This is a genomic window from Chromobacterium sp. ASV23 (genome assembly GCF_016428945.1).
GTDB classification, from domain to species: Bacteria; Pseudomonadota; Gammaproteobacteria; order Burkholderiales; family Chromobacteriaceae; genus Chromobacterium; species Chromobacterium sinusclupearum.
Genome location: NZ_JAELTR010000008.1, coordinates 1 through 16,684, shown reverse-complemented (window position 1 = coordinate 16,684; position 16,684 = coordinate 1). Strand labels below are relative to the sequence as shown.

Annotated in this window: 36 protein-coding genes; 35 read left to right on the top strand and 1 reads right to left on the bottom strand. The window is 59.2% G+C overall.

Annotated elements, in window-relative coordinates:
• Positions 1 to 5: 5 nt before the first annotated feature.
• The 18 genes from JHD59_RS05590 to JHD59_RS05505 all read left to right on the top strand — a co-directional run bounded on the left by JHD59_RS05590 (position 6) and on the right by JHD59_RS05505 (position 8,872).
• Complete coding sequence (locus JHD59_RS05590; RefSeq protein WP_233163914.1) at positions 6 to 434, top strand: hypothetical protein; 429 nt, start codon at positions 6 to 8, stop codon at positions 432 to 434.
• Positions 435 to 505: 71 nt separating this feature from the next.
• Entirely contained in the window at positions 506 to 1,228 is a 723-nt protein-coding gene (locus JHD59_RS05585; protein WP_199153478.1) for an Nmad5 family putative nucleotide modification protein, read from the top strand.
• 217 nt (positions 1,229 to 1,445) lie between these two features.
• Positions 1,446 to 1,889 carry a hypothetical protein gene (locus JHD59_RS05580; protein WP_199153477.1) on the top strand — a complete coding sequence of 148 codons (444 nt, stop codon included), beginning with the start codon at positions 1,446 to 1,448 and terminating at the stop codon, positions 1,887 to 1,889.
• Between the two features lie 9 nt (positions 1,890 to 1,898).
• Positions 1,899 to 2,456, top strand: a complete 558-nt coding sequence (locus tag JHD59_RS05575; RefSeq protein WP_199153476.1) for a 3'-5' exonuclease — start codon at positions 1,899 to 1,901, stop codon at positions 2,454 to 2,456.
• Between the two features lie 9 nt (positions 2,457 to 2,465).
• On the top strand, positions 2,466 to 2,696 hold the full coding sequence (locus tag JHD59_RS05570; protein ID WP_199153475.1) for a hypothetical protein: 231 nt from the start codon (positions 2,466 to 2,468) through the stop codon (positions 2,694 to 2,696).
• A gap of 35 nt (positions 2,697 to 2,731) precedes the next feature.
• Complete coding sequence (locus tag JHD59_RS05565) at positions 2,732 to 3,028, top strand: hypothetical protein (RefSeq protein ID WP_199153474.1); 297 nt, start codon at positions 2,732 to 2,734, stop codon at positions 3,026 to 3,028.
• Between the two features lie 116 nt (positions 3,029 to 3,144).
• Complete coding sequence (locus JHD59_RS05560; protein WP_199153473.1) at positions 3,145 to 3,765, top strand: hypothetical protein; 621 nt, start codon at positions 3,145 to 3,147, stop codon at positions 3,763 to 3,765.
• Positions 3,766 to 3,814: 49 nt separating this feature from the next.
• A complete protein-coding gene (locus JHD59_RS05555; RefSeq protein ID WP_199153472.1) occupies positions 3,815 to 4,324 on the top strand; it encodes a zinc-finger-containing protein in 510 nt (169 codons plus the stop codon).
• 9 nt (positions 4,325 to 4,333) lie between these two features.
• Positions 4,334 to 4,726 (top strand): DUF6573 family protein, encoded by a 393-nt coding sequence (locus tag JHD59_RS05550; RefSeq protein ID WP_199153471.1) that lies wholly within the window; start codon positions 4,334 to 4,336, stop codon positions 4,724 to 4,726.
• Positions 4,726 to 4,863 carry a hypothetical protein gene (locus JHD59_RS05545; RefSeq protein ID WP_199153470.1) on the top strand — a complete coding sequence of 46 codons (138 nt, stop codon included), beginning with the start codon at positions 4,726 to 4,728 and terminating at the stop codon, positions 4,861 to 4,863. The genes JHD59_RS05550 and JHD59_RS05545 overlap by 1 nt, the downstream gene beginning before the upstream one ends.
• A gap of 60 nt (positions 4,864 to 4,923) precedes the next feature.
• Entirely contained in the window at positions 4,924 to 5,295 is a 372-nt protein-coding gene (locus tag JHD59_RS05540) for a hypothetical protein (protein WP_199153469.1), read from the top strand.
• Positions 5,296 to 5,498: 203 nt separating this feature from the next.
• Positions 5,499 to 6,341 carry a hypothetical protein gene (locus tag JHD59_RS05535; RefSeq protein WP_199153468.1) on the top strand — a complete coding sequence of 281 codons (843 nt, stop codon included), beginning with the start codon at positions 5,499 to 5,501 and terminating at the stop codon, positions 6,339 to 6,341.
• A 117-nt stretch (positions 6,342 to 6,458) separates the two neighbouring features.
• Positions 6,459 to 6,713 carry a type II toxin-antitoxin system RelE/ParE family toxin gene (locus JHD59_RS05530; RefSeq protein WP_199153467.1) on the top strand — a complete coding sequence of 85 codons (255 nt, stop codon included), beginning with the start codon at positions 6,459 to 6,461 and terminating at the stop codon, positions 6,711 to 6,713.
• A complete protein-coding gene (locus JHD59_RS05525) occupies positions 6,697 to 7,020 on the top strand; it encodes a helix-turn-helix domain-containing protein (protein ID WP_199153466.1) in 324 nt (107 codons plus the stop codon). The genes JHD59_RS05530 and JHD59_RS05525 overlap by 17 nt, the downstream gene beginning before the upstream one ends.
• Positions 7,021 to 7,089: 69 nt before the next feature.
• Positions 7,090 to 7,416, top strand: a complete 327-nt coding sequence (locus JHD59_RS05520) for a hypothetical protein (RefSeq protein ID WP_199153465.1) — start codon at positions 7,090 to 7,092, stop codon at positions 7,414 to 7,416.
• Between the two features lie 176 nt (positions 7,417 to 7,592).
• A complete protein-coding gene (locus JHD59_RS05515) occupies positions 7,593 to 7,985 on the top strand; it encodes a hypothetical protein (protein WP_199153464.1) in 393 nt (130 codons plus the stop codon).
• Positions 7,982 to 8,440: a hypothetical protein gene (locus JHD59_RS05510; protein WP_199153463.1), complete on the top strand. Its 459-nt coding sequence runs from the start codon at positions 7,982 to 7,984 to the stop codon at positions 8,438 to 8,440. Before JHD59_RS05515 ends, JHD59_RS05510 begins: the two co-directional genes overlap by 4 nt.
• Positions 8,441 to 8,506: 66 nt before the next feature.
• Positions 8,507 to 8,872 carry a hypothetical protein gene (locus JHD59_RS05505; RefSeq protein WP_199153462.1) on the top strand — a complete coding sequence of 122 codons (366 nt, stop codon included), beginning with the start codon at positions 8,507 to 8,509 and terminating at the stop codon, positions 8,870 to 8,872.
• Positions 8,873 to 8,936: 64 nt separating this feature from the next.
• Here the strand turns inward: JHD59_RS05505 and JHD59_RS05500 are convergent, their stop codons facing one another.
• Entirely contained in the window at positions 8,937 to 9,425 is a 489-nt protein-coding gene (locus JHD59_RS05500) for a helix-turn-helix transcriptional regulator (protein WP_199153461.1), read from the bottom strand.
• Between the two features lie 141 nt (positions 9,426 to 9,566).
• Here JHD59_RS05500 and JHD59_RS05495 point away from each other — a divergent pair, with 141 nt between their 5' ends.
• The 17 genes from JHD59_RS05495 to JHD59_RS05415 all read left to right on the top strand — a co-directional run bounded on the left by JHD59_RS05495 (position 9,567) and on the right by JHD59_RS05415 (position 16,305).
• Positions 9,567 to 9,998 carry a hypothetical protein gene (locus JHD59_RS05495; RefSeq protein ID WP_199153460.1) on the top strand — a complete coding sequence of 144 codons (432 nt, stop codon included), beginning with the start codon at positions 9,567 to 9,569 and terminating at the stop codon, positions 9,996 to 9,998.
• Between the two features lie 121 nt (positions 9,999 to 10,119).
• Positions 10,120 to 10,410: a hypothetical protein gene (locus JHD59_RS05490; RefSeq protein ID WP_199153459.1), complete on the top strand. Its 291-nt coding sequence runs from the start codon at positions 10,120 to 10,122 to the stop codon at positions 10,408 to 10,410.
• Between the two features lie 121 nt (positions 10,411 to 10,531).
• On the top strand, positions 10,532 to 10,777 hold the full coding sequence (locus JHD59_RS05485; RefSeq protein WP_199153458.1) for a hypothetical protein: 246 nt from the start codon (positions 10,532 to 10,534) through the stop codon (positions 10,775 to 10,777).
• Positions 10,778 to 10,817: 40 nt separating this feature from the next.
• Complete coding sequence (locus JHD59_RS05480) at positions 10,818 to 11,072, top strand: hypothetical protein (protein WP_199153457.1); 255 nt, start codon at positions 10,818 to 10,820, stop codon at positions 11,070 to 11,072.
• Complete coding sequence (locus tag JHD59_RS05475) at positions 11,069 to 11,653, top strand: 3'-5' exonuclease (protein ID WP_199153456.1); 585 nt, start codon at positions 11,069 to 11,071, stop codon at positions 11,651 to 11,653. Before JHD59_RS05480 ends, JHD59_RS05475 begins: the two co-directional genes overlap by 4 nt.
• Positions 11,650 to 12,009, top strand: coding sequence for a phage protein NinX family protein (locus tag JHD59_RS05470; protein WP_199153455.1), 360 nt, complete (start codon positions 11,650 to 11,652; stop codon positions 12,007 to 12,009). Before JHD59_RS05475 ends, JHD59_RS05470 begins: the two co-directional genes overlap by 4 nt.
• Entirely contained in the window at positions 12,000 to 12,344 is a 345-nt protein-coding gene (locus JHD59_RS05465) for a hypothetical protein (RefSeq protein WP_199153454.1), read from the top strand. Before JHD59_RS05470 ends, JHD59_RS05465 begins: the two co-directional genes overlap by 10 nt.
• On the top strand, positions 12,341 to 12,541 hold the full coding sequence (locus tag JHD59_RS05460) for a hypothetical protein (RefSeq protein WP_199153453.1): 201 nt from the start codon (positions 12,341 to 12,343) through the stop codon (positions 12,539 to 12,541). Before JHD59_RS05465 ends, JHD59_RS05460 begins: the two co-directional genes overlap by 4 nt.
• A gap of 56 nt (positions 12,542 to 12,597) precedes the next feature.
• A complete protein-coding gene (locus JHD59_RS05455; protein ID WP_199153452.1) occupies positions 12,598 to 13,059 on the top strand; it encodes a DUF4262 domain-containing protein in 462 nt (153 codons plus the stop codon).
• Positions 13,060 to 13,068: 9 nt separating this feature from the next.
• Entirely contained in the window at positions 13,069 to 13,425 is a 357-nt protein-coding gene (locus tag JHD59_RS05450) for a hypothetical protein (protein WP_199153451.1), read from the top strand.
• A 66-nt stretch (positions 13,426 to 13,491) separates the two neighbouring features.
• Complete coding sequence (locus JHD59_RS05445) at positions 13,492 to 13,710, top strand: hypothetical protein (protein WP_199153450.1); 219 nt, start codon at positions 13,492 to 13,494, stop codon at positions 13,708 to 13,710.
• The gene (locus JHD59_RS05440) at positions 13,703 to 14,188 is read left to right on the top strand and encodes a hypothetical protein (RefSeq protein ID WP_199153449.1); all 486 of its coding nucleotides are present in this window, start codon (positions 13,703 to 13,705) and stop codon (positions 14,186 to 14,188) included. Before JHD59_RS05445 ends, JHD59_RS05440 begins: the two co-directional genes overlap by 8 nt.
• Complete coding sequence (locus JHD59_RS05435) at positions 14,178 to 14,702, top strand: hypothetical protein (RefSeq protein WP_199153448.1); 525 nt, start codon at positions 14,178 to 14,180, stop codon at positions 14,700 to 14,702. The genes JHD59_RS05440 and JHD59_RS05435 overlap by 11 nt, the downstream gene beginning before the upstream one ends.
• Positions 14,699 to 15,361 carry a peptide chain release factor-like protein gene (locus JHD59_RS05430; protein WP_199153447.1) on the top strand — a complete coding sequence of 221 codons (663 nt, stop codon included), beginning with the start codon at positions 14,699 to 14,701 and terminating at the stop codon, positions 15,359 to 15,361. Before JHD59_RS05435 ends, JHD59_RS05430 begins: the two co-directional genes overlap by 4 nt.
• A 214-nt stretch (positions 15,362 to 15,575) precedes the next feature.
• Positions 15,576 to 15,785, top strand: coding sequence for a hypothetical protein (locus JHD59_RS05425; protein ID WP_199153446.1), 210 nt, complete (start codon positions 15,576 to 15,578; stop codon positions 15,783 to 15,785).
• A 65-nt stretch (positions 15,786 to 15,850) separates the two neighbouring features.
• Complete coding sequence (locus JHD59_RS05420; RefSeq protein WP_199153445.1) at positions 15,851 to 16,108, top strand: hypothetical protein; 258 nt, start codon at positions 15,851 to 15,853, stop codon at positions 16,106 to 16,108.
• Complete coding sequence (locus tag JHD59_RS05415; protein WP_199153444.1) at positions 16,105 to 16,305, top strand: hypothetical protein; 201 nt, start codon at positions 16,105 to 16,107, stop codon at positions 16,303 to 16,305. The genes JHD59_RS05420 and JHD59_RS05415 overlap by 4 nt, the downstream gene beginning before the upstream one ends.
• Positions 16,306 to 16,684 lie beyond the last annotated feature (379 nt).

The window sequence follows — 16,684 nt, the reverse complement described above, 5'->3', positions numbered from 1 at the left end:
TATAAATGAAAATGACCAAATCTCTCAAGGTTACGGCGGTTCTGTTGGTCCCGATGCTGGCCCTGACCGGCTGCAATGAACAGCCCGCGCAGATGGTAAACGCCGATGGCCAGCCGGTGGCACAACAGCAAGATTCCGGCGTCGGCTCAATGTTGCTGTCTGGCGGCGCAGGCGCCCTGCTGGGCTACATGATGGGCAAGTCTTCGGGTCGGAAAGAAGCGTATCAGGCTCGCCCGCCGCAGTATGACCGCCACACGATTATCGAGAAGCGGGTCGTGGTGCAGCAGCCATCTCCGGCGATGCAGCCCCGACCCATCGTGAGCCGTCCTGCCGCCATCCCGTCGCGGCCCTTGGTCAGCCGGCCGTCCTTCGGCCGGTCGTCCACGCCGAGCTTCAGCTCCTCCCGCCCGAGCTTCTCGTCTCGCCGCCGCTAAACGCCGCAACCCATTCAGCAAACTAAAACCAAGCCCGCGCCCAGCGCGCGGGCATTTTTAAGGGGTATCTCATGAAACTGACCAGTCAACGCCGTTTTGAGATTCTGGAAGCCTTGATGGCACACACCTTCAAACAGAAGGCCCAGGAACGCCTCAATGCACAAGTCGAGCTAGGTGAGAGGATCTACAACGCGCTCATCCCGGCAGAGCTTTACACGAGGCTGAAGGCGCTGCCTTCCCACTTTGTAGGCTCGACATGCACCGTGTGTCCGCCCTGCGATTTGCCGAAGATGAATTGCCCAGAGGAGGATAGGCTACGCGCCATTCTGTATGACGTGGATGCCAGCTCGCTCCTGAGCTTGATGCGTGCTCGTCTGGCGCGCGTTGGCGACTTGAGCAATCGCCGCGAGCCAGGCGTTGGCGTCCCGGACTTTTATTGCCAGCGCCTCTCGCTCCGCGAGTGCCAGCCCTACTGGCTGCACTCGACTAGCGAGAAGCGCACCCGCGAAGAGCTTGAGGCGGCCGGCCACGACCTTTCATGGATCGATAGAGAGGTCAACGCTCTACTCGACGCCAACGCTGAATTCCTTGCTGAATTTGAGGAGGCGTGGCGAGAGGCCAGCGCGACGCTCGCCAACATCTCCACTATCAAGCAACTGCTGGAGCTGTGGCCGGATATCAAGCCCTTCGTGCCTGAGCGCGTGGTGAGGGCGGGGATGCCTGCTCCCGTTGTGGACGCCGCAGCGTTAAACGCCCGCTTCTGCTTGCCCGCGTCTGAAGCTGCGGCGGCGTAGTCATGGCCAGCTTTGACACCAAGGGCCAATGCCCGATTTGCCGGCGCCCGTTTCAAGACTGCCGGCATTCCGTAAACGAAGCCCGCGAGCATCTGACTGTCAAGAAGCTGGCCAAGCAGCTTGGCATGTTGACCAAGGGCAAGCCGCCCCGTCCCGCGGCGCGATAGTCCTCAAGCCCCTGCATATGCTGGGGCTACTGAATTTTTAAGGGCAAGACATGAGCGACGAACTCACCCTCCAGCACGAACTGAAGCGCAAGGCGATCGAGCAGCTGCACCGGATCGTTGAGCGCTACGAGTCGGGCATTTACACCCTGTCTCAAGCGGTTGCAACCACCGCCGCGGTCTGGGAGATGACCGCCGGCCTGGTGGACTTTGAAGTGGAAGAACTGGTCGCTGCCGTGACAGGCGAGCTGAACAAGGATATGCGCCTGTCGGGCGGTGAGCTGCACGAAATGATCAGGCTGAGCCTGCCGGAAGAAGCGCACGACGTCTTAGTGGTCCGCAAGGCCGGCGCTACAGGCCAGCCGCTGACGCTGCACAAGATTGTAGAAGTGGACTTTGTCGAGAAGCCGACAGAGGGCAAGCCGTATGGCCCCCAGAGAATGACCCTGCTCGCCCGCATGCAGGAAGTTGGATACCAAATCAAGGCCCGCAGTTAGGAGAATGACATGGCCATCATCATAGGGTTTGACCTTGAAACCACCGGCCTTCTTGAGCCGGACACGCACGGCGAAAACCGCATCATCGAACTTGCCGCGCTGCTTTACGACGAGCGCGGCACTTTGAAGAACAAGATCGTTCGCCGCTTTAACCCTGGCCGGCCGATCGGCGCGAAAGCGACGGAGGTTCACGGCATCGTGTTTGAAATGGTGGCGATGGAGCCGATGTTTCAGGATCTGGCGGAGAAGATTACGCCAATCCTGCGCGCGGCGGATCTGATCGTCGCCCACAATGGCTTGGGCTTCGACATGCCGTTCTACAACAAGGAAATAATCAGCCTCGGGATGGCGCCTTTATCGAAGGAAAAGTTCTTCGATACGATGATCGCATCCCCTTGGGCCACGTTTTATGGTAAAAGCCCCAACCTCGGCGAGCTTTGTTTCGCCCTCGATGTGGACTACGACCCAAGCAAGGCCCACGCGGCCGAATACGACGTGGATTGCATGATGAAGTGCTACTTCGAGGGGGTTCGCCGGGGAGTTTATCCGCAACTGGCAACACTTTAGGAGGTTCTTATGCCGGCACCGACAATGGTTTATCTCGCAATCGCTTTCACAGTCCAGGTCGGTCCTGGCGGCAAAGAACTCGTCACGCCACAGCGCATTTTTGAAGGCAGCAAAGAGACCTGCCAGGAAGTTGCGATGTTCGTGAAGAAGAACACCAAAGAGATAGTTGAGGCTGGGGACGACAAGAAGCGCTCCTCTGGACTCATCGACATTCGATGCATTCCAGCGGGCTACCTCTAAAATCCCGCAGATTCGATATTGAGAGGGGACAAGACATGAAGGCAAAGCGTTTCGATCCGAACAAGGTTCACGAGTCCGCGTCTTTCAGGCATTTGCACTACCGCAACCTGAAGATCGGCCGGAACAAGAGCCGGCTCAACAGCCTGGCGCTGGGTGCGCTGACGCCGTTGATGTCGGGCGAGCTGCTCGCCAAGCAGCTGCTGCGCACCGTGTTCAGCCCGCTGGGCGGCCTGAAGGGCGTGTTCGGCTGGGCGGTCGGCGTTGTTGTTCTCGTCCTCTTCTCGCTCTTTGGCATGGTTCACCTTCAGGAAGGCGAAAAAGCGGGCGCATGACCTTGTGAGGTGGCCCGAACGGGGCTACCATTCGAGGCTCATGAAATTGCCCTTTCATGTTTGCGGGGCGGCCTGCAGCTTGTCTGCTCGCCGCCCCGTATCTTTTCAGGCATACCATGTTCGAGAGTTCGTTCAATCTTCGGTCGCGGGAGTTCAAGAGTCTGCTCGCCGCGACCCGCCTGACGCGCGCCAAGTTGCTGGGCGCGGGGCGCTTCTCAGCTGTCTACGACAACGAAGATGGCACCGTCACCAAATTCACCACCGACAACTTGTGGATCGACTACGCGCTGCACTGCGGGCCAAGAACGGCGTTTGCGCCGGCGCTGCTCGACTTGGCGCGCGACACCATGCTTTACGCGGGCAGGCCCGTCTCGGTCGCCATCCTGCCGCGATATACGGCTGTGATGCCCAATAGCCCGGCAGGCAGAGAGGCCGTGAAGATACGGCGCATTCGCTCGCAGGAGCAGCGTCGGCTGTTCGCAGACCTCGACAAGAACCTGGCGAAGACCCAAGGCGAGGCTTGCTGCTACCTTTCCGCCCTTCTCAATCGCATGGTGCGCGCCGGCGCCGGCACACTGCAGGACGAGACTTGCTCCGCGCTGCGCGTGATCAGCCGGTTTGTCGGCCGCCGCGATGACCGGCGGTTTGTTGGACTCGATATGCACGTCAAGAACTTCATGCTGGCGCCTGGTGGCCAGCTGGTTCTGTCCGATCCGTTGGTCAACACCGACGCCTGAGCTGTGCGCTCACCATATCGACACGCTAACAAACCAAGGGCAAATATCCATGAGCATTCTGTGTCCTTATTGCGGTAAAGAGGCGGCGCTGACCACCGGCAATATGATCTACCCGACGCGCCCAGACCTTGCACACAAGAAGTTCTACCGCTGCAGGCCGTGCGACGCCTACGTAGGCTGTCACGGTAACACTGACCGCCCGCTGGGCACGCCCGCAAACCGAGAGCTGAGAGGCTTGCGGAACCGGGCGCATGCGGCATTCGACCCGCTGTGGAAGGAGGGCGATATGCAGCTCTTCAATGATCGGACGGGCGCCTACAAGTGGCTGTCTGAGCAGCTGGGCGTCCCGCGCAGCGAGTGCCACATTGCGATGTTTAACATTGACCAATGCAAAAAGGTCGTTGAGCTGTGCGGTCGGGCACATGCCCTAAGCGCCGATCTGATCGACCTGGAGCGACGTGTGGACGAGCTGAGCGGCAAGCAGCCCTCAGCCTCACTTCTGAATCCGGCTCGGGCTGCGTCGTATGAGGCGCGCGGAATGGGCTGGGGAGCTTGGTAAGGACTGAAAATGGACAGCAATGAATTTCAAGTAATATCGATTACCCGCAAAGAGCTGGTTGCGGCCGGCGAGCAGATCAAACTGGAGGGCGAGCTGGCGGAATTGTGCCGTGAGGCCGGGTTCACCACCATGATGTTCTTCACCAAGGCCGCCTGGCTGACTGCAATCGAGGTGCGCGAGGGTGAGAGTTGCGATACCCGCGGCAGGCTCTGGGACGTTCTGCAGCTGCTTCTGCTCAAGATCCGCGGTGGGGCCGGCGACACGTCGCGCATTGAGTTCGACGTCCAGGTGGCGCGCGCCGGCGGCAGAAATGAGATGGTGGGCCTCGTTGCCGAGATCGGCCCCGCCGACATCGATGACCCAACGTCAGCCATCACCATCATGACGCCGGAGGACGAGTGATGCCGCGCAACGTCATTCCCTACCGCGATCTGTGGGTCGCGCCCGGCACCCGGCTCTACGACGCGCTGGTGGTGAAAAAGGACCAGAAGCTCGCCGCCGAGATATACGAGCAGGTGATGAAGAGCTACAAGGGGTAGCCGCACGGCATGATAGAATGAAAGCCCGTCAGAAAGACGGGCTTTTTGCTGAGGACCGTGATGCAGAACGCTGGAAAATTCGAGGTGGACCCGTCGCTTCCGATTGGCTTCGATCAAACACCCAACCAGGAGCGGCCAGAGTCGCACGCTCAATGGTGGGGCGTGCCCTACATCGAGACTGCCGACGGCAAGTTCATTGTGCGCTGCTTGGACGGCGGCGCGTGGGACCGACCGACATTCCTGGGCGAGCGACCAACGCTCGAAGAGGCCATCGCCCTGTGCGAAGAGGCTGCGGCTCGTCCTCTCCGTAAGTGCGAGAGCTGCGGGGCAACGACTCTGGCGCGGTATTGGGGGCCGGTCACTACTTTTATGCCCGGAGGCAAGCCGGAGCAGGTCAATATCTGCCCCTGCTGTCAAGAAATTGCCGCCTAAAATTTAAGCGCCACCTACGAAACCCGCCCCAGAGGCGGGTTTTTTGTTGCCATCAACAGGGTTGTCCACAGCGCGCGGTGAATTACCAGCCTATGCCCCACCCTCATACTGTGAAGCATGCAAGGGCGACACGGTGACGCAGCAGTCAACAGCCGAACGTCGCTGCTTACCATGTGACAACTGATTTTTAAGGGGAAATGAACATGACCGACCTCGACGCGCTGCTGGCTGAACTGACCGCCGAACCGGCGGAGACCGCCGCTGAGGCTCCTGCGCCGGAGCTGAGTCCCGCTGAAGTTGAGGCGCTCGCTACTGAGGCTGAGGGGGCAGAGGCGCAACCCGCTGTCAACGCGAAGGATGTCAGTGAGCCGCCTGTCGCTGAGCTGGATCTGGATGCGCTTCTGGCTGATGTCACCGCGGAGAGCACGGCGCCAGTTGTCGAGCCTGCCCCATCCGGCAAGAAGGGCGGCAAGAAAGCAGCGAAGAAGGCCGAGAAGGCTGAGCCGACCACGCTGACCGCAGATCCTGAATCGGCGGAGACGCCTGCGGAGCAGGTGAAAAAGGTGCGTCAGTATTTCGCCAAGAAGACCGACCGCATCGCCGCCAAGCTGGGCGCGAACCTGGCCGACTTCACCTTGCTGGAGCTGCCGGAGGACGGCGAGTTGACGCCGGAATACATCGAGCAATCCAAGAACACGACCATCGAGATCATTGATGGCTTGGGTGTAAAGCCGCAACAGCGCGCGACGCTATTGATCGAATGGCTCGCCGGCAAGCAAACCAAGCTGAACGATGTCATCAAGACCGCCTTCGAGCTGCTGCACAAGGACGGCGTGGTCCAGATGGGCGTCGGCGGCAACTTGATGGCGGCGCTGGGCGCGCGCTACTCGCAGGCATCGGCGCGCGCGATGGGCGGCAATACGCTGCTGATGCTCAAGGCGCTGAAAGTGCTGCAGGAGGATGGCACGGCGAATGAGCGAAGCGTGATTCTGGCCGTTGCCAATGAGAAGCTGGGCCTGGCCGGTGAGATGGCGGCCGCCGCCTGACCCAAGAACAAGTGTGGGGCCGGCTTAGGCTCCACCTCCCCGACCCGCCCTTGTGCGGGCTTTTTGCCAGAAACTTATAATGCTTGACAAAACTAATATAAAACTTATAGTGGCGATATGAACTCGATCTCCTGGACGCTAAAGGCTGCCAAGCAGTTGCGGAAGCTGGACAAGCAGGATCAGCAAGCTATTGTCGGTGCGGTGGGAGGGCTGACGGCCATGCCTGACTGCAGAAACATCAAGGCGCTAAGCAACCACGAATACGGCTACCGGCTTCGAGTTGGCAACTACAGGGTGCTGTTCGACTGGAGCGGCTCACTAAAGATCGTCGAAATCCAAGAGGTGAAAAAGCGAGATGAGCGCACTTACTAACGTCCAAGTCATCAAAGACGCGAGCGGATCTCCTGCGTTTGTCGTGATCCCCTATGACGACTATCTTGCCATGCGTCGTGAAGAGCCGACCATCCCTCATGCCGTGATTCAAGCGGTTGTGGATGGAGCGACCCCGATCAGAGCCTGGCGCGAGTATATGGATCTCAGCCAGGCAGATGTCGCTGCCCGTCTTGGCATTTCTCAGTCGGCTTATAGCCAGCAAGAGGCCAGCGAGAAACTGCGCGGCAGCACGCTCAAGAAGATCGCCATCGCGTTGGGTGTGGAGCCTGAGCAGCTCGAAATCTGAAAGATGAGGCCGCGCGGCCTCTCTTTTTGCAATATAATATCAGTCACAACTGACTTTTTATGGTGTAACGTGGAAAAGAACTATCCCAAGGCGCTCAAGACAGAGCTGAGACGGCCCGAAGACCGGCGCCAGTCTGTCGTCTTCCTCATGCCTTACGAGGGCAATCTCACCGACAAGAAATTTGCCGACCTGGCCGGCAAGGTGCTGGGAAGCATCAAGGCTATCGGCTACAGCGGGGCGACGGTTGACCAAGTCACCGAACGGCTGAAGTCCGACTGGTTCACCGGCCGGGTCAAGGACGTCACGCTCCGCCGCTGTCAGCGCGGCACCGTAAGCCTGTTCGGCCCTGGCTGGGGCTGTATGGGCTTGGCGCCCAGCGACGTGATTGTCGAGTAACCATTGTGCAAGCCCGCAGGCGGCCCAGGAAAGCCCGCAGGCGCGAGTTTGCGCACCAAGTCTAAGCATCACCTCACCTAACAAGAGAAATCCCAGCAGAGAACGATTCCATCGTTCGATGCGCAGCCATTTGGTGAGGGTTAGAATTTTCGTCAACATCACTCATTAATGACTTTATGAAGCCGATTTTCAGTCAACCGAGACGTATTGCTATGGGCGTCGTCATGCCTGGGTTCACTGCCCTCCAGCAGCTGGAGAAGGGGTCTGCTGACGTTCAGTGCCTGGTCAGCATGGGAATGATCCTCAAACTCCGGGACAAGATGGAGAAGTATCGCATCCCGGTGCCGGCCAAGTGCGCGGCCGCGCACCAGATGATGAGCGAGTGCTATGAGGCGATGCGGTCGGGTGAGCGCCCTGTGGTCTACCTGGACGAAGTGCGCAAGGTAAGAACCTGGCTGCAGAAGATGGTCAACGCGCTGGCGCAGTGCCGCCCCGAACGGATTCAAGAAATGCTTGAGCACCTGAGCGTAGACCTACGGATCGAAATTGAAATGAGGGAGGCGGCGTGAACGAGTTGTATCGTCATAGTGGTCGGCTGAAGTGGGTCTTCGCCATCGGGCGCATGATCGCGGTAGTTAGGCTGGCGGAAGACCCGAGGGAAAAGCTCCTGGCCAGGCGCTGGGCCTTCGACCGCGAAGGAGAGCGGACGACATATAGCCTCTCGTTTCAGAAGATAACGCGCGGCGATGATACCGTGAGGGCATTGATCGCCGGCCCGCTCTTCATTGGTCTTTACTGGATGCCCGGCCGCTTTGGCTGGCTGAAGATGCTCAAGGGTTTTGTGCGGTTTCTCGGCGCAATCTGGTGGCCGTTTTGCTTGAGTGTTTTGGCGATAGAAACGGTCAAAGATGCGATTGCTGGCGACCATTGGTGGATGATTTGGCACTTGCTGACGTCGATGACGGCGCTTGCCGCGTGGGCTGGTCGCAGCCAGCCGGACTCGATTTACTATGCAGGAGATTGAACTGAAATCATTTGATTTCGTTTGAATTGAAATCAAACCATATCATATCAATCGGAGTGGTATCAAATGGATTCATGCTTCCATGTTGGGATGGAGCTATATGTGCCGGCGCAGGGGCGTTATGGCAATGAGCGGATGGCGAAGGTCAGCAGTGTCGGCCGGCGGTGGGTGTATTTCGACGATGGGCAATCCAGGTTTGACCCCAAGACCATGAAAGTGGACGGCGTCTATTCGCGCCGGCTGTCTGACGTGCGCCTTGAACTCAGCCGTGACGCATACCTGGAGCGATACAACCTAGAGGCCGCCTGGTTTAGCACTCGTCGGGGGATAGCCGATATGTGGGGCGCGCAGGCGCCCACCGATTTGACGCTGGAGAAGATCCAGCAGGTGCGGGCGCTGGTTGGGCTTCCCCCTTTTGAACCCAAGAAATGAGCGTGGCGTGGTGAAGGCTGGTCAGGGGCGGGCGATGCCCGCCCCTGACCAATCTCACGCAGCCTTAGAAGCCATAGTCGATTTGGGGGATGGGGTTGGAGTCAATGGCGTGCCGAAACACCCTCGCAAGGATTATTTGCGTGGATTCGAAGGGGTCCGGCGACGGCGGCAGAGCGCCCATTTGAACGGATATAACGCGTGGGTCGTTAGCAGATTCTTTTGAGGCCCAAAACTCTAAAGCACTCCTCATGAGATCGTCTCTTTCAGACACACCATCCCTTGGCAGAACTGTCCAGCCACTATTAACCAGGAAGTTGGCGTGATTGAAAACCGTTTGGATAGCATCAGCCCAGTTGATCTTTAGCAGTTGGACGGTGCTGACGAAGTCAACAAAAGAAAGTTGTGTTTTGCCAGATTCGATCTTTTCCAATTCAGAGCAAGTTACACCAAGCTCTTTCGCCAGAAGGGCGGGATGTATCTTTTTTTCAAGGCGGAGTTCATGAAGGACGACGAGGGTAACAGTGTTAAGTGTTGTAACGGGGTGGTTGTCCATGAGGTCACCAACAGATTAGACAATGGGGCATCATAATTATCCTTCCGTCATGCTTTGGTGTCAATTTGCAAGTAGCTGTTCTGCCGCGGGCGCAGTCGCAAAATGCACCCGTCGAAACAAATCAGAAACGAAAGGGCAGTCATGGAGCTGGACAAGATCGTGGTTGGGGCCAACATCTGCGCGTGCTTCCCACGTATTAACAAGAACGGCACTTTGCGCGAGAACGACCTATCCATCTGCGAGTATGGCTACCATCTGAACAACTGCCGGGTGATGAAGGTGATCCGGGCCGACCCGAAGGAGTGGTTCAAAATCACTCAGAACTTCCTGATCGACTCCGATCTTTGGAAAAACGATGCTGGCGAGGCCATAGGCGGCATCGGCTGCGACAACCCCATCCTGGCCGGCAAGAGCGCCGCAGAGGTCTTCCGCGATCCTGATCTGCTCCAGATTGTCAGGGAGGAAGGCTATACGCAAGTAACCGTAGTCATTTCAGGCAAGCGGGCCATCGCAGTGAATACCGAAGGCCACTCCTACGCCCGGTATGTGGGCGATGTCATCACGGTCTACTGACAGGAGAGAAAAATATTTTACGCTTTTTGAAAAATATCAGTCACTACTGACTATAATAAACCAACCAGCAGCAAATGCTGCCGTGAATTCTAATCAACCATACACGAAAAAGGAAATCATCATGAAAGCTACCCGCGCTTACACCGCTTTTGACGGCAAGTTGTTCACCGACGCGAAGGAGTGCGAGAAGTATGAGCTGTCCCTCATGCGCGGCGAAGCTCTCAAGCCGCTGGCCGAAAAGATCGCCCAGGAGGTCGGCCCGATTGACTCCCCCGAGCATGCCGGCGAAACCATTCTGAACGCCCTGATGCGCAACGCGGAAGATCTGAAGTCGGCCTTGAGCGTCAAGCTGGCCACCAACCGCGGCCGCAAGAAAGCTGGCACAGCTCAAACCGAACCGTTAGCAGCATAACGACTGCATAACGGAGTCAGCCGGGCCTCGCTGCCCGGCTTTGTCGTGGCTGCCAGGCGCACATCGCCTTTTTTGCCCACCCAGAATGCGACCCATCAACAAAAACGCATGAGGGGTAGCGATGGAACGCGCAGCTGACAAGGTTTTTATGGTTCGTGGTAGCGGCGAAAAGGTTCGCGTCCTGCGGCACGCCACAAGGGAAGACGGTGAGAGGGTGATCGGCAGCCGCGCCAGGTTTTACAGCGCTTCTGAGCTGGCAGAGATGGTCGCCGAAATGGTCATCGGCATGGTGGTGGTGGAAGCTCTGTCCACCGGCAAACAAGGCTTTGCCTACCTAGATGACCTGCGCAGTGTCGCCACAGTCTGACCGTCAGAATAGCCCTACCAGACAAGAAAAGGGTTTCAGTATGTCTTACAACTTCGATGTCAATTTTCAGGCAGGCAAGTTCACCGTTCAGGTGGACACCGCGTCTGCTTACGGTTACTTCGAGCACGAAACGCTTGGCGATGAGTGCGGTGGCAGCCTCTGGTTCGACCACATCGACCACCTGGACGGACAGAAGCTGACGCTGATCGACTACGACGGCGTGGCGGATCTGCCGAGGGATGTTGTTGCCGGCCTGCGCGAACATGGCTTCATCGTTGGGGAGGACATGGAATGAGTCGGACGCAGGCAATTATGGTCGATATGGAAACGCTCTCGACCGGCGTTCGTCCCATCATCCTGTCAATCGGCGCGGTCATGTTCGACCCAGAGGCATGGTCAACGCCGGAAGAGATCCTGGTGGCTGGCGGCTTCTGGCACGCCAACATTCTCATCGAGGATCAGATCAGGGCAGGGCGCACGGCAGACAGCGACACCTTCAAGTGGTGGATGAGCCAGGGGAGGGAGGCCGTCGAGGCATTGTTCACCCCGCCGCCGGCGCCGCTGCAGACGGCCGTTTCGCAATTCGTCAGCTGGGCGGGCGCTCCGCATACCTGGAAAGACATCGAGTTCTGGTCCTACGGCGCCGCCACCGACATCGTCTGGCTGAATGGCGCGCTGAATGACAGCTCGTTCCCGGATGTTCCCTATCGCAACGTCAACTGCCTGCGCACGCTGGCCAAGATCACCGGCATCAAATGTCCCGAGTTCGGCGACAAGCACAACGCCCTGCATGATGCAGTGGCGCAAGCAATGTGGGCGCAGCGCTGCAATGCGGCACTGCGCGGGATGAAGCAGTCATGGGAGGCGCCGCGATGAAAGTGAAAGTCCACGAGCTTGAGGGGGTGGCGCTGGATTGGGCAGTTGCGAAGCTGCGCGGGGTAGCGCTCTCCCAAGTTCCGCTGAAGCAGATGCTGAAGACGTATGGGGTCTTGAGACTGCGGCACGGCGCATTGTATTCGCCCTCTACGGAGTGGGCGCAGGGAGGCCCAATTGTCGAGCAGGAGCAGCTCCAGCTCATGCACATGTGGGATAGAGGCGGTTGGAGCGCGATGCGCTACGACAACATGAGATCTGTCAGTGGCCCGAATCCGTTGACTGCAGCCATGCGCTGCTACGTGATGAACAGGGTCGATGGCGAGATTGACGTGCCGAATGAGCTGCTATGCGCCTGACCATCGAAGTTGTCAGCGAGCGCGACGGCGACAGCTGCCTCACATCGTTGGTCGCCGTGCGCCAGAGGGTCTCAGGGCCGGTCTTGGATTGGATTCACGAGCTGGTGAGCTGCGGGGCGCTGGGCGAGCCAGGCGTTTTCAAGCGCATGGCCAATGGTGAGCGCGTCCGCCAACGGCTCAAGGTCAGGCTCTGGTCGCATACCTGGCACGGCTACTACGGCGATGAATACGACAGCGGCCTCGACGTTCTCAGCGAACGCACCTACAAGCGCCATCGAGGACTGAGCGATAAGGCTTGGCATCGGAAAAACTATCGAGCAGGGAGAAAAGCATGACTCAGCAATGGAAAGAGGTATCGAAAGACGAGTTCTTCAAGGCGATAGGGCCGCGAGACGTCTCACCGACGCCGGTTGGCCGATACCCCTACACGTCGCTGTTCAAGACCCGTGCCGGCGCGGTGGTGGGCAAAATCGAGGGTTACTTCCCGGAGGGTAGTGCGCTGCCCAGGCACCGCCACTGGCTGCCGGCGTGAGCAGCCTGTGCGCGACCTGCACAATAAGACCGTCACCACAAAGACAAGAGGGCACCATGTCCGAATTCAAATACCCGAACGAGCGAATTGAAGAATTCGCAGGCATCGCGCGCCAACACGGCGTAGCCATCACTCATGTAATTGGCGAGTTCGCCTACACCAACGGCTTCGAGAGCAACTACGACCACCCGGAGGTGATCCCGGCTCTGCCGCTGAACCCACAGATCGGCTACTCCCTGCTGGAAATGGTCCACGACATCATCAAAGCCGGCGGCAAGATCGAGCTGGACAAACCATACGACAGCTTCTTGCACGGCGATATGCCCGTCGTCTTCAAGGGGGTTCCCTACGAACAGAGCGAGAGCCATACGACCGTCGCCCATGCCGTCGCCCAGGCTGAGCTTGGTCGTAGCGCGCGCGTGTATCAAATGGTGCTGCCCGACCGCGAGCGTCGCCTTCCGTGGGACGCCGGATACAGCATGACGGCGCAGAAGCTCCTCTATTCGACCCTGCGTTGAGGCCCAGCCATGAAACTGATCGAACTGCTTCGGCAGGCCCTGGAAGATAAGCGGGCGCTGCACGCGCTCAAGCGCGAGCTGAATAGCGACTACAGCGAAGAGGATCTGGCCAACATGCAGGCGGAGGAGGATGAACTGGCATTTCTGGTCGCCCAGCTTCTGTCCGGCAAGGGTGGGCCGAACATCATCGTGGAGATCGAGGGCGACATGGTCAGCGGCGCTTGGTGCGACATCCCGGCCGAGCTGACCATTATCGACAAAGTGGATATGGAGGCCGATGGGGCGAAATCCTACCTGCAGGAGCGCGGCTTTCATAACGAGGCCGAGCTGCGTGCCAGAACGGGGTCCATGCACACGATCTGGTGATCACATACTTCGGGCGCCTTAGTGCGCCCTCAATAATCAGTCATTAATGAATTTCATGGGTGAGTTATGAGCAAGCCACGCACCATAGAAATTGAAGTTACCGAGTTTGTCCGAGAGACCTTCACCGTTGAGGTAGAGGTGCCGGCCAACTATAACCTGATCCGCGACTTCAGCCTGATCAACGAGCGAGTCGAAGAGGCGCGCTCAAAGTTTGAAGGCGACCGCAGCATCGCCGTCACCGACGTCGAATGGCGCCCCGTCGCCGCGGGAGAAGGCAATGAGTAAGGCCCAAAACACCGAACTGACGGATGAGGCTCTGCTCGATGCCTTCTGGTCGGAGGCTGAGGTGCGCAGAACCGGCGCCATCGATGGGCTGATGCAGGCCCTGCGTCGCGTGGTCGAGTTGGCCCAGACATCTGCGCCGCCCAAGAAGGCGGCGGTCAGCGAAGTTCTGGCGTGGGCGGTATTGGACCAGAACCGCAACGTATGGGCGGTTCGCCGCTTTCTGCCGACCAAGATGAGTATTGCGGCCGACCACTCTGTCGTGCCGCTGGGTGAGATAACGGTCGGTGTTGAGGAGCATCTGGACCCCAGCACCGCGGCCATCAAGTTCGCGCTGACACTGGACAGCTTTGACACCCGCACATTCCTGATGCTCTGGAGCGATGGCGAGTTCGACCGCTGTCGATCGGCATTCCCTGAAGCGCCTGCTGAATGCTACATCGGCGCCGATCCACTGTTTGGGTGCGGGCATGAGGCTTGAGATTTCGACCATCCAGAAGATAGCCGTATCGGGCATCGATGGAGCCGACCCGTTCAGCATCTACCTGGAAGACTTTGGCCCCGGCCAGGGCAAGATCACCATCACCAGCTTTGACCTGGCTTTGTCCCGCTATTGGAGCCACATGGGCCAGCAGCACACGATCTCCAGCTTCTTTCTCAAAGCCAGCGATGGCTACCTGCTTAGCAAGCTGATGCAAGGCGAAGAGATGCGCGAGGTCGCTATCGACCTGGTGCAAGAGAAGACCATCACCGAAATCATCGCCTTGCGTCGGCAGGGCAGCATAACCCGCGACAAAGCCCGCGAGCTATACGACGACGCGCAACGCATGGGCAGCGACGTCCGTGACGAGGCCGAACTGCTTTATGCGGTCTTTGGCGACGACTGGTATTACAGCTTGCCGATGAGGGAAACGCACAAGTGCCTGCAGGTTATCGACGCGATCAAACACACGAAGGCGGCGCTGGCCAAGCTCGCCCAGGAGAAGAACCCATGACCACCGAACTCAATCCCCACGAATTATTCATCCAGACCTACCGCGCGCCGGACCAGACAGGTGGCTGGCTATCTGCCGACCCGCGCGGCGTGCATGTCATCCACCTCCCGACTCACTTGATCGCCAGCTGTCACGAGTCCAAGTCGGTCCACAAGAACAAGGCTATGGCGCTTGAGGCGCTTGAGCGTGAGTTGCGGCGGAAAGGCCTGCTGGTGGCGAAAGACGCCCCGGCCATGCCCAAGTGCAGCCAGCCCGCAAACCCCACAATCAGCGCATCGACCAAACGCAAGGGCAGAACCATGAGTCAGAAAACCATCCCCGTCCAAGTCACGTTCGGCGCCGACATCGCCGCTTACGTCACCACCACTGTCTATGTGCCCGCCGGCACCGACATTGCGCAATACCTGCGTGAGAACGGTATGGAGATCATCGAGAACCGCGGCTTGGTATTCGATCCGGCGGACGACACCATCGACAGCTTCCGAGTGGTTGAGGCGCGCGCTGACGACAAAACCGTCGCCGAAGACATCGGCCTGGCCCCGCGGCCGCATGACCGCGGCCTGATGGCCTCGCTGCTCATCCAGAAGCATTGGGGCGCGCTGACCCAGGCACTGCCGGCGGACACCGTCAAGGAGTTCGCGCAGCTGTTGGAGGTTTGAGCGTGAGCTTCAAGGTCTACGTCGGACAAGGCGCGGTGTGCGTGTGCGATGTTTGCGGAGATGAGGCCCGCGCCGAGTCTTGGGCCGCCGGCCCGCCTGATCGGGTGGTTCGCTACCACGTTGCGCCGACAGGTTGGCGTGGCCAAATCGTCAGAAAAGGGGGCGTATGGATTGAGCGGCATATTTGCCCAAAGAACCAGAAGGAAATGACCCAATGATTGACTGCAAACTCGACCCGGCCGATGCCGTCCAGGTCATTCACGCTTTCGACGCCAAGCAAAACTGCTTTCAGCTGCTTGTGCATGATTGCTCGCCCCGACAATCCATCGTGCTGGAGTTGTGGGAGGACGGAGAAGCGCTACCGCACAAGCTCGTTTTGCTGGCCAACGGCACATGGTCAATGAGGACCGCAGTGAAGGTCTGACCGAATGCCCGCCTGCAGCGGGCGGGCACCATAACCCCATCGAGAACAAAACAAGAGGGCAAACCATGAAACAGACCTGCAAAACCTTCATCGTTCAGGCCTGCAACGCTTGGGGGCAGACATCTGTCGCCTTCCACACGCATTACTGTGTTGAGCAGGCAGACGTGGGCAAGGCGCGCGGCGACTACCTCGGCCACCGCCGCCCTGCATATACCTTCAAGGGAGCTGACGTCGGCCGTCACATCTGCGCGATGCGCGACCACTCCGGCTGGACCTGCTGGTCCTTTATTGAAAACCCACGCATTGAGGAGAGCGCAGCATGAGCCAGTCTGCAACCATCATCGTGATGCCGGGCTATTGGAGCGCCATTACCGGCGTCGCCGCGGTGAAAATCAGCACTCGGAAGGTCTACACCCTGGACGCCGCCAGCCGGGCTATCAGGTCGGCGTTCTACAGCGCTACCGACGAGATCGACTCCATGTCGCCGCAGCAACTGGTGGATTTCGTGAATCGGAATTGAAATTTTTGGGAGCCATTCCTGCGTCATGTATTCTAGCCACTCCGATCAATAGCCCCTGGAGGCGCGAATATGTTTTTAACCATCGAACGCTGGGAATACAGCCCTAACAGCCAAGCGCCGGATGATACCCTGTTACGAGATGACGCTCAGCCATGCGCTCTGTCCATTAATGTGCAGCACCTGTCTCTTATACACATCTGACGCTGCCGACGACAGCACGGAGGTGGAGAGGTGGGGGGGGGGGGGGGGGGTGGAGAGGGGGGGGGGGGGGGGGGGGGGGGGGGGGGGGGGGGGGGGGGGGGGGGGGGGGGGGGGGGGGGGGGGGGGGGGGGGGGGGGGGGGGGGGGGGGGGGGGGGGGGGGGGGGGGGGGGGGGGGGG